Source organism: Stutzerimonas stutzeri, assembly GCF_024448955.1.
Taxonomy (GTDB): Bacteria; Pseudomonadota; Gammaproteobacteria; order Pseudomonadales; family Pseudomonadaceae; genus Stutzerimonas; species Stutzerimonas stutzeri_AQ.
Genome location: NZ_JAMOIH010000019.1, coordinates 1 through 13,918, shown reverse-complemented (window position 1 = coordinate 13,918; position 13,918 = coordinate 1). Strand labels below are relative to the sequence as shown.

Genomic DNA, 13,918 nt, shown 5'->3' with positions numbered 1-13,918 from the left:
TTACTCCTGCGCCGCCAGCACGACCGGTCGGTTGTCGCGGTCGACTGCCCTCACCTCCTGGTTTTCGTGCAGCATCTGCACGCCGGCCAGCACGACCCAATCGTCAGCTTGCAAACCCTCCAGTATGGGTACCAGAGCTTCGCCGAAGGCACCGGTGCGTACGGCGACTCGTTCCAGCGTGGCGCCACCCTTCACTCGCCAGACATAGGCCTTGCCCTGCTCGGCCGTGACAGCCGAAAGCGGTACGGCCAGCGGCACCTCGCCATTGTTGCGGATCGACACCAGGGCGCTCTGACCCAGCTCGGCCGGCACATCGGCATCATCGAACGCGACGCGCGCCGAGTAGGTACGCGTTTGCTGATCGGCCGCCGGCGATAATTCACGAATGTGCCCCGGGTGCTGCGTGCCCGGGTGCGACCAGATTTCCACCGAAACCTTTTGGCCTACCGCATAACGATCCAGCGCCTGCTCCGGCAAATTGATCGCCACCTCGCGCTCGCCGTCGGCGGCCAGCACGAACGCGGTCTGCCCTGCCGCGACCACTTGGCCGACCTCGACCCGACGCTGGGCGATCACCCCGTCGCGGGTCGCCCGCAAAACGGCATAGTCCACCTGGTTGCGCGCCACATCGAATTCCGCGCGCGCTTGCTGCAGACGCGCCTGGGCCGAGCGATAGGCATTTTCGGAAGAATCGAACTGCGAGCGGCTGACCAATTGGCGGTTCATGAGCGTCTTGTAGCGCTCGTGCTCGGCGCGAGCGACGCGAAGATTGGCCTCCGCGGCTGCAACCTGGGCGCGCAGGCCTTCCAGTTGCAATTGCACGTCCCGCGGATCGAGCTTGGCCAAGGGCTGATCCTTGCGCACCCGCTCGCCGGCTTCGACCAGTCGCTCGGTCACCTTTCCGCCGATTCGGAACGACAATTCAGGCTCGTAACGCGCGTGCACCTCGCCCGGATAGCTTTCGACCGCCTCGCTGGCCGGCTGCGGTTGAACCACCATGACCGGCCTTGCCGAGAGCTGCTCGGGCTCGCCATTGCCGCAACCGGCCAGCAAGGCGAGACCAATGACACCAAGGAAAGGCAGGGCATGTCGGAACACGATCGGTTCTCTCTCTGTCGCAAGGTGGGTTCTAATACTTGTACTGCGCGGTATAGTAAAAATACCGAACTCACCAGTCCAGTATTAAAACAGCTATGACAGAAAACCAATCCGTGCCCTCTGGCCCGGGCCGTCCGAAAGATCCGGCCAAGCGTGACGCGATACTCGCAGCGGCTCAGGTGCTGTTTCTCAGCAACGGCTACGAAGGCAGCAGCATGGACGCCATCGCCGCTGAGGCGGGCGTCTCGAAGCTCACGCTATACAGCCACTTCAAGGACAAGGAGGCGTTGTTTGGCGAGGCGATAAAGACCACTTGCGAGACGCGCCTGCCACGCACGCTGTTCGTCCTCGAGCACGATTGCTCGATCAGCCAGGTGTTGCTGGAGCTGGGTCATGCATTCCATGCCTTGGTCAACAGCCCGGAGTCCATCGGACTGCACCGTGTCATGGTCGCGTTGGCCACGCAGAATTCCGCGCTGTCGCGCATGTTCTTCGACGCGGGACCGCAGCGTTTGCTGGTGGATCTGGAACAGCTCGTGATTCAAGCCAACCAGCGCGGACTGCTACATGCGAACGAGCCCATGCGCGCCGCCGAACACTTCTGCTCACTGATAAAGGGCGCGGCGCATTTCCGCTTGTTGATCGGCTACTCGGAGTTGCCTGACCAGGAAGAAGCCGATAAACATGTGCAGGACTGCGTCGCCTTGTTCATGCGCGCTTATGGAAGCGTGAAACCCGGATCGCAGGAGCCGGCATAGGAACCGACTCGATAGTTTTGCGCTACGAGGAGAATCGCCGCGCTGCGAACGGCTACAAGGCGGAAAGGGTCCGGTATTCATCCTGCGCGAGCTGATCGGTCATGCCGCTGACGAAATCCTGCAGCATTCGGCAGCGGTAGTAGAACTCCCACAACGGCTGATCAGGCGAATCCACAGGGTGGGCTTTCATGGCTTCGTGGTAGGCCTTGATGAGCTGGCTGGGCAACCGCCGCGCGAGCATTTGCAGATGCGGCTCACGGCGGCAGCCGCCCTCGGTCAATGCCTGGAAGGTTTCCGGAGCGACGCGCAACAGCGGTGCGTAGGCGTCGAGCAAGCCTTGCAGGATGCGATAGCCCTGCAATTGCAGAGTTTCCACTTCCCGGTGGCAGAACACCCGATCCATCGCCACGTCTTTGAAGGTTTGCACGATGGCATTGGCCAGGCTGGCATCTTCCAACAATGCACGGTCCAGCGTGCCGTGATAGACCGCTTCGATGTTGTCGACGAACTGCTGAGCCGCATGCTGCACCAGCGGATGGACCATATTCACGCGCAACCAGATGAAGAACTCGCCGACCTTGTTGATCGGCTCCTTGCGCGCCCGCGATTCGGCATAGGCGACCATGCTGCGAAAGCTGCGCCCGGTTGGTGCGATCGGCTCGTCCGGCGACCCGTGCTCAGCGAACTTGGCTACCAGCAGCTGCGCCAGCTGTTCAATGGTGAAGATGCCCTTCTCCACCGAGTCCTCGATATCGGCCAAGCAATAAGCGATGTCGTCCGCTGCTTCCATGATGTAAGCAACGGGATGACGCGTGCCGGGGTGCAGACCCAGCGCGGTGCGCAAATCATCCACGAACGGCGCTTCGGATAGATAGAAGCCCGGCTTCTTGTGCAGATAGGCGCCTGGCGTGCCCTTGTCAGGCTTGGGCGCGTAGGCCGCCCGCACGTACTTGAGCAGACCGGCCGTCTGGGTATAGGTCAGGTTCAACCGCAACAGGCTGACCACCAGACGAATCGCCTGAGCGTTGCCTTCGAACTGTTTGAGATCGAGCAGCATACGTGCGCGCAGCTCGGCATCGCCCTGCCCCACCGGGTCGGCGGCTTCGAAAAGAGCCTCCAAGTGACGTGCAAACCACTCACTGATAGCGAACTCACCGAAGTGCCCAAACGGGGGATTGCCGATGTCGTGCATCAGGCAGGCCATCTCCACCAGGCTTTCCAGCGCCCCTTCCAGATCATCGAGGCCATACAGGCTGGCCTTGTTGCCAAGCTGCTTATATAGCGTACGGACGATGAAACGACCGGTCTGTTGGACCTCCAACGAATGCGTCAGCCGGCTACGCACCGCCGCGTTGCGCTCCAGCGGGAACACCTGCGTTTTCTGCTGCAGGCGACGCACCGCCGCCGAATTTATGATGCGGCCGCGGTCGCTTTCCAGCTGGTCGATGACCGCGTGCAGATTGCCGTCCGAGGCGCGCATCCCCGGCTCCAACTGGCCGTAGGGCCGTTGGCGGGTGATCTTGTCCTTGAAGTTCAGGGGCACTGGCATGGATCGCACTCGATAGATAAGAAAGCCGAGCCTAGCGCGGCATGACGGCTTTACCAAGACCGCTGCCCCGCCCTAGCCCTGCTCGACTAGAATCGCCCGCTCAGCCAGGAGCGAAGCATCATGAGCAGAGCGGATTTTCATCACCAACATGCCGAGCGGGCGACCGCCGAAGCACGGCGGCTGCTCGACAAGCGACCCGAACTGGGAGCTCGCTGGCTACCCTGGGTCGCCTCGGAACTCTACCAACTCACCCCACCGGAATACGCGGCGATGGTTCGCCGTGCGCTGGCTCGCCTGAACGAAGGCTGAGGCGCAGCCAGCCAACGCCTTCAACCAGACCTCCATCGCCTCGCCTCAACGGCAGGCGAGGCGCTGTGAGCAGAAAACCTTTGCAGTCATCAGACGACAAGCTCAAGTAAAGGCCGATTTTGCCGATGTCATATTACGACTAACTTCAGTGGCATCCGGCCTTGAGGAAACAACAATGAAAAATCTGAAGGTCAGCTACAAGCTGGCTCTGGGTTTCGCAGCCGTACTGCTGTTGACCGTCTGCGTTGCCGCTATCGGCGTGCTCAGCATGGACGCGCTGATCTCCCGCAGCGACAAGGCACAGACGGCTGAAAACCTGCTCAACGAAGCCAACGAAATTCGCTACGCGCAGGTGCGCTTCGAGGAGCGCAGCGATCCCAGCCACGTCGCTCGCGTCACGGACTCGGTGGCGAACATCGTTCAGATCATCGAAAGGGAAAGGGCCAGCTTCTCCGAGCCGCAAGACCTTGAGTATCTGGAAATCATCGCCAGTGAAGCCCGCCATTACCAGGACGCGTTCGAAAAACTGGTAGCCCTCCACGCGCAGAAAACGCAAACCCGCGCCAACTGGGTCGAGACTGGAAACAACACTGACAAACTGATCGGCGACCTGGAGCGACGCTGGAACGGCGTCCAGGGCAACCCGGTACTGCATCCAGCCAGCGATACCGCCAATATCGCCCTGCTCACCAGCGAACTGTCCAAGCAGAACCGGCTGCTGCGCTACACGGTGCGTGGCTACCTAATGGAAGAATCCGAGGCCGCCCTGCAGGCGCTCAATCAGCAGTTCGACAGCCTCAACGCAGCCATTGCAGCCCTGGAAAGCGAGCTGATCGGGCCTCAGGCAAAAAGCCTGCAGACGCTCAAGGCCAGCGCGAACGAATACGTCGAGCTGGTCAAGAAGCTACCGCCCATCGTCGCCATGCAGCAACAGACGCACCAGGACATGGAAGCGATCTTCGCCAGGCTCTATGAGCAGGCTCAGGCCATCATCGCCAGCCAAACCAGCAAACGCGCCGAGGAAGCCCAGGCCAAGAAGGTGCAAGTCATTGGCATCACTTTGCTGGCTATCGTCCTGGGGGTTCTGATCAGCGCCTTGATCGTTCGGCAGATTACCCAGCCGCTGAATCAGGCGGTGCGAATGGCCGAGCGTATCGGCGCCGGCGATATGACCGGACAGGATGTGGATAAACGCCACGACGAGTTCGGTCAGCTGCTCGATGGGCTGGGCAAAACCCGCAGCAACCTGCAATCGCTCATCGGCCATATTGGCGGTATCACCACGCAGCTGGCGGCCGCCTCGGAAGAACTGTCGGCAGTCACCGCCCAGGCCAGCGCTGGCGTCAGCAGCCAACGCCAGGAAACCGATCAGGTCGCCACCGCCATGCATGAAATGACCGCCACGGTGCAGGAAGTGGCGCGCAACGCCGAAGAAGCATCAGATGCTGCCAAGCGCGCGGACCAACAGGCAACCAAGGGCAACGCCGTGGTTCAACGGGCGCTGGCGCAGGTCGATCGATTGTCCGCGGAAGTCACACTTTCCGCCGAAGCCATGACCCAGCTGAACCAGGAAACCGATGGCATCAGCACCGTACTGACGGTGATCAACGGCATCGCCGAACAAACCAACCTGCTCGCGCTCAACGCTGCCATCGAGGCGGCGCGTGCGGGTGAGGCGGGTCGTGGTTTTGCCGTGGTTGCCGACGAAGTGCGCGGCTTGGCGCAGCGCACCCAGCAATCCACCGCGCAGATCGAAGAGCTGATCAGCAATCTGCAGAAAGGCGCGCGTACCGCCTCGGGGATGATGGACAGCAGCAGTAGTCTCGCCAAGGACACGGTCAGTCTGGCACGTGATGTCGGTGCGGAACTGCAGGCGATCACCGAGACGGTATCGATCATTCAGGCGATGAACCTGCAGATCGCCACCGCGGCAGAGCAGCAAAGTTCAGTGGCCGAAGAGATCAATCGCAGTGTGCTCAACGTGCGCGACGTGGCCGACCAATCCGCCGAAGCGGCGCAGGAAACGGCAGCGTCCACGGCGCAACTGGCTCAACTGGGCAGCGAGTTGCAGACGCTGATTGGCCGCTTCAAGGTCTGATATGAAATCTGCAGAACCGGATCGGGCATGATGTCGCGATCCGGTTCCTTCTAGGCAGCCGAACCGCCCAGCACCATGCGCACCCGGCCCAGCAGCCAACCGCCGCCTACGTTGATCATCAGCCCCAGCATTACCAGCAGCGCTCCGATCGCCTGCATCACACCAAGATGCTCATCGAGCAGCAACGCGGCGGACGTCAGCCCCACCACCGGCACCAGCAACGAGAAAGGCGCCACGGTGTTGGCCGGATAGCGCGACAGCAACCGGCTCCACAGGCTGTAGCCAAGGATGGTCGCACCGAAGGCCAGATAGAGAAGCACCAGAACCGAACTCCAGCCGATGCCGCGCAATGCGCTTTCGATGACTTGCGGGCCTTCCAGCATCCATGAAAGCGCAAAGAATGGGATTGGTGGAATCAGGCTGCCCCAAACCACCAATCCGACCAGGTTCACCTTGCCCACCTTGCGTGTCACGATATTGCCCAGCGCCCACATCGACGCCGCACAGATGGTCAGCACGAAGCCGGCCAAGGTCATGCTGCGATCGCCCTGCATGCCGATCAGCAGCAGCCCGCCCGCAGCGATCAACAAGCCGATGAAATTGGTCGCACGCAGACGCTCGCCAAGAAACAGCGCGGCGAAGAACAGCGTGAAAAATGCCTGCGATTGCAGCACCAACGAAGCCAGCCCGGCCGGCATGCCGACATTCATGGCCGAGAACAGAAAGGCGAACTGCCCAAGCGAGATGGTCGCACCATAGGCCAGCAGCCAGCGCAGCGGCAGTTGCGGACGTTTGATGAACAAAATCGCCGGGAAGGCTGCAAGCAGGAAACGCAACGCGCCCAGTAGCATCGGCGGAATATCATCCAGACCGACCTTGATCACCACGAAGTTCATGCCCCAGACGATGATTACCACCAGGGCCAGCAGGAGGTCTTTGGGTACCATGGCGCACTTCCCGGGTTAAAAAATCATTAAAGCCCTCTCTTGCAATCGTGCACTCATACAGCGAGCAAAGGATTCGGCAATACAGTCGCAGCGCGGTAAACCTGCCCCGCGAACGGCTCTTTCCGGCATGGGTCGATGCCATGCACTCCGTGCCAGCTTCGGCTGCAAAAGAGCTAGAATCGCTAGCGAACGAATCAACCCGCACGAGAACAAGCATGGGCGCACAGTGGAAAGCGAAGCATAAAGAAGCGGCAGCCAACGCCAAGGGACGCACCTTCGGCAAGCTGTCGAAGGAGATCATGATCGCAGCCCGCAGCGGCGCCGATCCGGATATGAATCCCCGCTTGCGCCTGGTGGTGGAACAGGCCAAGAAAGCCTCGATGCCGCGAGAAACCCTGGAGCGCGCAATCAAGAAAGGCGCTGGCCTGCTCGGTGAAAGCGTCCACTACGAACGCACCACCTATGAAGGTTTCGCCCCGCATCAGGTGCCGGTGATCGTCGAGTGCCTGACCGACAACGTCAACCGCACCGTCGCTGAAATCCGCGTACTGTTCCGCAAGGGTCAGCTCGGTTCGTCCGGCTCCGTCGCTTGGGATTTCGACCACTGCGGCCTGATCGAAGCGGCGCCGGACACGGCTGATGCCGATCCGGAACTGGCCGCCATCGAAGCCGGCGCGCAGGATTTCGAAGCCGCCGAAGACGGGGCCACGCTATTCATCAGTGATCCCAGCGACATGGACGTGGTCTGCCGTGCGCTGCCCGAACAGGGCTTCACCGTACAGTCGGCACAGCTCGGCTATCGACCCAAGAACCCCGTCACCACGCTTTCCGATGCGGAGCTCGAAGAAGTCGAAGCCTTCCTCGCGGCCATCGATGCCCATGACGATGTGCAGAACGTCTATGTCGGCCTGGCGGGCTGACGGGTCTGGATTCCGGTAGAGGGCAAACACCATGAGCACGAACAAACCGAATACGCCGTACGCCCAGCGCGAACAGGGCTATCGCGAGAAGGCGCTGAAAATGTACCCCTGGGTCTGTGGACGTTGCGCGCGGGAGTTCTCAGGCAAGCGGCTGAGCGAATTGACGGTCCACCATAAGGACCACAACCACGACAACAACCCCGAGGATGGCTCCAACTGGGAACTGCTCTGCCTGTACTGCCACGACAACGAGCATTCACGCTATACGGACAATCAGTACCAGGCCGAAGCCAGGCCCGGCAGCGATCTGGGCCCGAAGGAAACCTTCAAGGCCTTCGCCAACCTGGGTGACCTGCTCAAGGGCAAGTCAGATTGATTCAGCGATCTCGAATCTGTTCCCGTTTCGCGTGAGCCGCGACGAAACGGGAACAGCTCACACGCCCCGGTTACTTGACCAGCAGGACCGGCACCGAAACCTCATGGACCACGCGGTTGGCAACCGAGCCCAGCAACATGCCGGTAAAGCTACCTAGTCCGCGTGTGCCCATGACGACGGTGTCGCAGCCGAATTGCTGCACGGCCGTATTCACCTGCGCTGCGACATCGCCTAGAACGGCATGGGTCTGATGCGGTATGCCGGCGGCCTGTAACTCCGTAGCGGCTTGCTCCAGAGTACGGTGAGATTTTTCAAGAAAGCTCTTGTTCAGGTCTTCAACCGTACTTGCGGTGACGAATTCGCCATAGATGACCGGTTCCTGCTGCGCATTCAGGACGTGCACCTGAAGCGGTTTAGGCGCATCGGCGGCGAAGTCGACGATGTATCGCAGCGCCCGTTTAGCGTTGTCCGAACCGTCGAAAGCTAAAAGAATATTGCGCATGGCGGGTCTCCATTGAACATTTGAGAACAGCATAGACCACCGCCCAATGCCCCCTAGCGCCAGGAACATATCCATTGCGCTGGATCAATCCCGGCACCGGAAACAATCAACGCCTTTGCGAGACATCGATGAGTACAACCTCCAACGCTCCGTTCGGCATCGGCGACGCCTCTTTCAAGGCAGCCGGCGGCGAAGCCGGCATCCAACAGCTGGTCGCGGACTTCTACCGGATCATGGACGAGCACGAAGCCGCCCATTGCGTACGCCGTTTGTATCCGCAGGACCTGAGTGAGTCGCGCGAACGTTTGGCGGCGTTTCTCTGTGGCTGGCTGGGCGGACCGCGCCGTTACGCCGAGAAGTTCGGCAGCATCAGCATCCCGCAATTCCACAGACGCTGGACGGTGGGCGAAACCGAGCGGGACGCCTGGCTCGAATGCATGGCGCTCGCCATTGCCAAGCAGGACTATTCAGCGGACTTCGCCGACTACCTGTTGGTGCAGTTGCGGGTACCGGCGGAACGCATCCTCCAAGCCGGACAACAGTCGTGCCCGGCGCACCCGCACTCGCCCCTGCCATAACCGACGCGGATCGACAGGCCGAACCCTGGGCACATCGCTGCGTCATAACTCTGTGGGATAACGATGCTCGGATGCGGCATCCGCAGCTTCGAACAGCAGTCAGGGTGATTAGATGAAGATCCGCTTTGCCTCGGTCAACGAGCAGAAAATTCGCGACGCACGGGAATTTCTCGAGCAGAGCGGTATCGAGATCATCAGCTTCCCGGTGCGCATCGTGGAACAGCAAACCGAAGATCTGCATCAGTTAGTCAGTGACAAGCTGATGGACGCCTTCAAAATGATTGGCAAACCGGTCTTCGTCGAGCACTCGGGCCTGTTCATCAATAGCCTGAACGGCTTTCCCGGCGGCCTGACCCAGACGTTCTGGGATCGTTTGCACGCCGTGCGCTTCTCCGAACTGATCGGCAATCTGGACGATCCTTCCGCGGTGGCACGTTCGCTGATCGGCTACTGCGACGGCCGCAAGCGGCATTTCTTCGAGGGTGAAGTTACCGGCAGGATTTCCCGCGAACCAGCGGGTGCAGAGGGCTTCGAGTGGGACAACGTGTTCATTCCCGACGGCTACTCCTGCACCTTCGCCGAGTTGGGTGGCGTCCATAACGAGCTTTCCATGCGCAAGCGGGCGTTGGACGCCTTCATCAATCACTTGCGCCGGGTCTGAGAGGTATAGATGCAGAAGCTTCTGGAGGCGTACCGGCATAACCGCCTGATTCTGTTCGTAGGCTCCGGCGTGTCGGCCAATATCGGATTACCGCCCTGGCGCGACCTGATCAACGAAATTGCCCAGCAACTCGATTACGACCCCGATGTCTTCGATACCTATGGAAACTTCCTCTCGCTTGCCGAGTACTACCGCATCAGGAAAGGCAACATCGGGCCACTGCGCAGCTGGATGGACCGGGAGTGGCACAAGAGCATCGAGATCCGCGATTCGGAGATTCACCGGCTGATCGTTCAAGGTCGGTTTCCAGCGATCTACACGACCAACTACGACCGCTGGTTGGAGAACGCCCATGATGCTCATGGCGTTGGTTACATCAAGATCGCCAATGCCAGTGACCTGGTAAAGGCCCGCGATGGCGTCAGGCAAATCGTCAAGTTCCACGGCGACTTCGATGACGATGACTCGATCGTGCTCGACGAAACGAGCTATTACGAGCGCCTGCAATTCGAAACGCCGCTGGATATCAAGTTACGCGCCGACACATTGAGCAAAGCCGTTCTGTTTATTGGCTACAGCCTTTCGGATACCAACATTCGATTATTGTTCTACAAACTATCGAAGATCTGGAACGAACACGAAACCCTTGGCGTCCGGCCGATATCCTATGTCTTCTCGCACAAACCCAACCCGGTGCAGGAAGAAATTCTCAGCCAATGGGGAATTCAGATGATCACTTCGGAAGATGACGAACCGGGGTTAGCCTTGCAGAATTTTTTGCGGAATCTGGTTGAAGGCTAACGGACCTTGGTTATATCAAGCGAAGCGAAAGAATAAACAAACGAAGCGATAAAAGTGCGATGCCGTCGGGCATCGCACTCGCATGCATCAATAGTTGTAACCAATACCGACGCTATAGAAGAACGCTCCATCGTCATAACGATCTCGCGCATCGCTTCCGCTCTTGAACAGAAACTGATATTCAGCCATCGCAGTGATGAACGTCTTGTCCTGAACCCAGTATTTGATGCCGAGTTCCGGTCCACCCATGAAGGTCTCGTCCACTTCTTCGCCGTAGACTCCACCCACGCTCAGGCCAATGAATGGGCGAGTGTTTCCACTACCGAAGTGATAGTCATAAAACACTCGGGTGGAGCCATCGAACTGCACGCTTTCACCTTCAGAATCGCGGGCGTTAACCGTTTGCCGAATGCCCCACATGGATCGCTCATCAAGATAAGTACCCCAACTACCCTGTACCGAGAATACCGTATCGTCGAAGTCCTTATCGCTACTTCCCGCACCGCTCAAGGTAACTTCACGATCACCTGCCACCGGAGCGGCAACTGCGATAGCGGGAAGCATGGCGGCTACCAGGAGAGAAGTTTTGAAAAGTCGTTTCATGACAACACCCTCTTGTTCTTACTATGGCGGATACGCAGTAACGCTCACGCGATGCGTATTTTAATGACAAGAGGAGTACAACTACTGTTCATTTTATTTTAGGTATATCAAGTAAGCCGTTATTTTTATTGATTATTTAATTTGTTTCGCCGCTGCGCTAATTATCGCCTAATCGGGCTGAGTTCGCCAAACAACAAACGGAGCGAACTATACAACCCGATCAGCCGACATGAAGCCCGACCCAAGAATGGATGTCCAATCACGCCGAGCCACTTTTTCGCGCCGATACATCTTCCGGCAATGGTTCATCTTCTGGATCCTTATCGAACTGTCGCCCCATGGCGATTCGCAGCCAGACCGGTATCAGCAATAACCCAACCGCCAGACACAGCCAACTAATAAGGGAGCTGCCCTGCGGCGGCGGGAACATCAGGCGACCAACACCGACCAGCAATGAAAAAAGCGAAACGGCGGTTACCACCACGGCGAACAGCCGAGTCCCCAACGCCTTGACCGACACCGCAGCCCCAACGCCGTTGAGCATCGCTGCGTGCCGCCAGAAGCCGAAGGGGCGAACACGGCGATAGAAGCGTTTGAGCGTGGCGTCGTCGGTCGCCGGAGTGATGAAGGTAACCAGGATCGCGGCGGATGTAGTGGTCAAGGCCATGATTCCGAGGCGTATCCATTCGCGCTCCGGATCGGTGCCCAAATAATAGAGGAGCAAAGGCGCCGTAATCAGCGATACCGCCATGGCGGTCAGCTCCGAGTACAGATTGATTCGTTCCCAGAGCCAACGCAGCACTAGCACCGAACCCATCCCCGCGCCAAACAGTAGCGAAATAAACCAGGCAGTCTGGATCGAACCGAGATTGGCCATGATGATCATCGCGATCACCAGAATCAGCACGTTGGACAACCGCGCCACCAGCACTAACTCGCGATCCCTTGGCTTGCGCTTGAGCACATGTGGTGCGAATACGCCGCCATAGACGTCGTTGCTCCAATAAGACGCGCCCCAGTTGAGGTGTGTATCGACGGTAGAAGCCAACGCGGCCAGCAATCCGACCAGCATCAGGCCGCGCACACCGGGCGGTAACAAATCCTCGATACCTTGCACGAACAGTGCTTCTCGCCCAGCCGTGAAACCATCGCCGGCCATTTCGGCTGGAGTGAACGGGTATAGCACCAGCAGCCCAACCGCGATCGCGAGCCAGAACAGGCTGCGCAGAAAAATCTGTAGCCAGGCGAACACCAGACCGGCGATTCGAGCGTCACGGTCGGTCGGGCACGCCATGCTTCGCTGCGCAAGATAGCCAGTACCGTCGGAGTTCATCTGGAAGAACCACTGCAGACCGATGATGACCAGGAACGGCATCAGCGCCTCACCCGCATCGGCTGGAGGGGCGAAGGACAACATCCTGCTCGCCTGCTCGGCTCCGTAGATTTCCACAATGCGATCCGTCAATCCGCCCAACCCACCGGCGGCATCGACGACGAACCAGGCATAAAGCAGCGTGCCGATCATCGCCAGGCTGAATTGCACCACGTCGGTCTGGACCACAGCGCGCAGCCCCCCGGTTATCGAATACATCGCGGTGAACGCAAGTATCAGCAGAATCGATATCAGGTTATTGGCGCTCATCATTGCCGGCTCCAGCCCGGTAATACTCTCGCCGAGCTGTATGCCTGTAGTAGCGATGAAATCCACGATGGGCTCGTAAACTCCGGAGGGCAGCCACAGGTGCCATGGCAAGAACACCTCGGCGATACGAATGGCAGCCACCAGCACCATTGCCAGCACCACGCAATTGATCACCGTGCCGTAGTAGATCGCCTTGAGCAAACGTAGCGGAGTGACACCCTTGCCGCTGTATCGCACTCGGGTCAGCTCTGCATCGGTCAACACGCCCGCCCTACGCCAGCCAACCGCGAACACGAAAGCCATGAGCAGAAACGCAAGGCCGTAAATCCACAATCGCCAAAGCGCGAAGATGCCAGCCGTCGCAACGAGGCCGGTAACGAGCAGCGGCGTATCGGCGGCGAACTGAGTCGCCCCCATGGAGAAGCCGGCCTTCCAACCCTTGATCGTCTTGCCGGCGAGAAAATACTCATCGAGGCTCTGAGAAGCCTTTCCGCGCGCACGGAGGCCCGAACCCAGACCGTACAGGATGAAAACCACCACTATCAGGAGATCTATCATTGTTATGGCCCTGTGGAGTAGTTCTCTTCAGAGCCTGCACTACAGCGAAAATTGCGGCCATCGGATAAACGGATCGGACGGGCCGGCTAGCGCAGGTTACGGCGCTCATCGGGTACCATGCGCTGCGTCATCGGATACCACTCATGCTCGGACTCCAACCGCGTCAGCTACCCGCCGAATGTCAGCCGCTACTCGACAAGTTCTACCGAGCCCATCGCAGCCACATGCGAGTACCGGCCGGTGCGCATTGCTGGGTCGTCGGGCACACCGATTTCGTTGCCGGTCTCTGCTTGAGCGGCATTGCCGGTGGTCACTGGTTGACCGGATTGCTGGTCGCCCCGAGTCAGCGCAACCAGGGTCTGGCGACGCGGTTGATAACCCAGGCACTGGCCGCAAATGACGGACCTGTCTGGCTGTTTTGTGAGCCCAAGGTGATTGCCTTCTACCGACAGCTGAACTTCAGCGAGGCTAGGGTCTGTTGACGTTTCGTTCGCGGCCGTGCCGGAGCCTGTTTTTGC

The 13,918-nt window shown here is 59.4% G+C and carries 15 protein-coding genes; 9 read left to right on the top strand and 6 right to left on the bottom strand.

What is annotated here, in order from left to right; translation table 11 throughout:
• The gene (locus NA645_RS18095) at positions 1-1,098 is read right to left on the bottom strand and encodes an efflux RND transporter periplasmic adaptor subunit (RefSeq protein ID WP_256050120.1); all 1,098 of its coding nucleotides are present in this window, start codon (positions 1,096-1,098) and stop codon (positions 1-3) included.
• Between the two features lie 95 nt (positions 1,099-1,193).
• Here NA645_RS18095 and NA645_RS18090 point away from each other — a divergent pair, with 95 nt between their 5' ends.
• Complete coding sequence (locus tag NA645_RS18090) at positions 1,194-1,856, top strand: TetR/AcrR family transcriptional regulator (protein ID WP_256050119.1); 663 nt, start codon at positions 1,194-1,196, stop codon at positions 1,854-1,856.
• Positions 1,857-1,908: 52 nt separating this feature from the next.
• On the opposite strand, the gene dgt is transcribed toward NA645_RS18090, so the two are convergent.
• Positions 1,909-3,405 carry a dGTPase gene (dgt, locus tag NA645_RS18085; RefSeq protein ID WP_256050118.1) on the bottom strand — a complete coding sequence of 499 codons (1,497 nt, stop codon included), beginning with the start codon at positions 3,403-3,405 and terminating at the stop codon, positions 1,909-1,911.
• A gap of 120 nt (positions 3,406-3,525) precedes the next feature.
• Here dgt and NA645_RS18080 point away from each other — a divergent pair, with 120 nt between their 5' ends.
• Together NA645_RS18080 and NA645_RS18075 are read left to right on the top strand one after the other, a co-directional pair.
• Complete coding sequence (locus NA645_RS18080) at positions 3,526-3,714, top strand: hypothetical protein (RefSeq protein WP_256050117.1); 189 nt, start codon at positions 3,526-3,528, stop codon at positions 3,712-3,714.
• Positions 3,715-3,889: 175 nt separating this feature from the next.
• The gene (locus NA645_RS18075) at positions 3,890-5,812 is read left to right on the top strand and encodes a methyl-accepting chemotaxis protein (RefSeq protein ID WP_256050116.1); all 1,923 of its coding nucleotides are present in this window, start codon (positions 3,890-3,892) and stop codon (positions 5,810-5,812) included.
• A 50-nt stretch (positions 5,813-5,862) separates the two neighbouring features.
• On the opposite strand, the gene NA645_RS18070 is transcribed toward NA645_RS18075, so the two are convergent.
• On the bottom strand, positions 5,863-6,759 hold the full coding sequence (locus NA645_RS18070) for an EamA family transporter (RefSeq protein WP_256050115.1): 897 nt from the start codon (positions 6,757-6,759) through the stop codon (positions 5,863-5,865).
• 215 nt (positions 6,760-6,974) lie between these two features.
• Here NA645_RS18070 and NA645_RS18065 point away from each other — a divergent pair, with 215 nt between their 5' ends.
• Positions 6,975-7,679 carry a YebC/PmpR family DNA-binding transcriptional regulator gene (locus NA645_RS18065; RefSeq protein WP_256050114.1) on the top strand — a complete coding sequence of 235 codons (705 nt, stop codon included), beginning with the start codon at positions 6,975-6,977 and terminating at the stop codon, positions 7,677-7,679.
• Positions 7,680-7,710: 31 nt separating this feature from the next.
• On the top strand, positions 7,711-8,055 hold the full coding sequence (locus NA645_RS18060) for a YajD family HNH nuclease (RefSeq protein ID WP_131648279.1): 345 nt from the start codon (positions 7,711-7,713) through the stop codon (positions 8,053-8,055).
• A gap of 70 nt (positions 8,056-8,125) precedes the next feature.
• Here the strand turns inward: NA645_RS18060 and NA645_RS18055 are convergent, their stop codons facing one another.
• The gene (locus NA645_RS18055) at positions 8,126-8,557 is read right to left on the bottom strand and encodes a universal stress protein (RefSeq protein WP_256050113.1); all 432 of its coding nucleotides are present in this window, start codon (positions 8,555-8,557) and stop codon (positions 8,126-8,128) included.
• 128 nt (positions 8,558-8,685) lie between these two features.
• Here NA645_RS18055 and NA645_RS18050 point away from each other — a divergent pair, with 128 nt between their 5' ends.
• From NA645_RS18050 to NA645_RS18040, 3 genes are all read left to right on the top strand, one after another.
• The gene (locus NA645_RS18050; protein WP_256050112.1) at positions 8,686-9,135 is read left to right on the top strand and encodes a group II truncated hemoglobin; all 450 of its coding nucleotides are present in this window, start codon (positions 8,686-8,688) and stop codon (positions 9,133-9,135) included.
• 112 nt (positions 9,136-9,247) lie between these two features.
• On the top strand, positions 9,248-9,796 hold the full coding sequence (locus NA645_RS18045; protein WP_131648276.1) for a non-canonical purine NTP pyrophosphatase: 549 nt from the start codon (positions 9,248-9,250) through the stop codon (positions 9,794-9,796).
• A 9-nt stretch (positions 9,797-9,805) separates the two neighbouring features.
• Positions 9,806-10,597 (top strand): SIR2 family protein, encoded by a 792-nt coding sequence (locus NA645_RS18040; protein WP_131648275.1) that lies wholly within the window; start codon positions 9,806-9,808, stop codon positions 10,595-10,597.
• Positions 10,598-10,684: 87 nt separating this feature from the next.
• Here NA645_RS18040 and NA645_RS18035 read toward each other — a convergent pair whose 3' ends face one another.
• Both NA645_RS18035 and NA645_RS18030 read right to left on the bottom strand, forming a co-directional pair.
• Complete coding sequence (locus NA645_RS18035; RefSeq protein ID WP_256050111.1) at positions 10,685-11,200, bottom strand: hypothetical protein; 516 nt, start codon at positions 11,198-11,200, stop codon at positions 10,685-10,687.
• 259 nt (positions 11,201-11,459) lie between these two features.
• Positions 11,460-13,400: a sodium:solute symporter family protein gene (locus NA645_RS18030; protein ID WP_256050110.1), complete on the bottom strand. Its 1,941-nt coding sequence runs from the start codon at positions 13,398-13,400 to the stop codon at positions 11,460-11,462.
• A 143-nt stretch (positions 13,401-13,543) separates the two neighbouring features.
• On the opposite strand from NA645_RS18030, the gene NA645_RS18025 reads away from it, so the two are divergent.
• Entirely contained in the window at positions 13,544-13,882 is a 339-nt protein-coding gene (locus NA645_RS18025) for a GNAT family N-acetyltransferase (protein WP_256050109.1), read from the top strand.
• Positions 13,883-13,918: the final 36 nt, after the last annotated feature.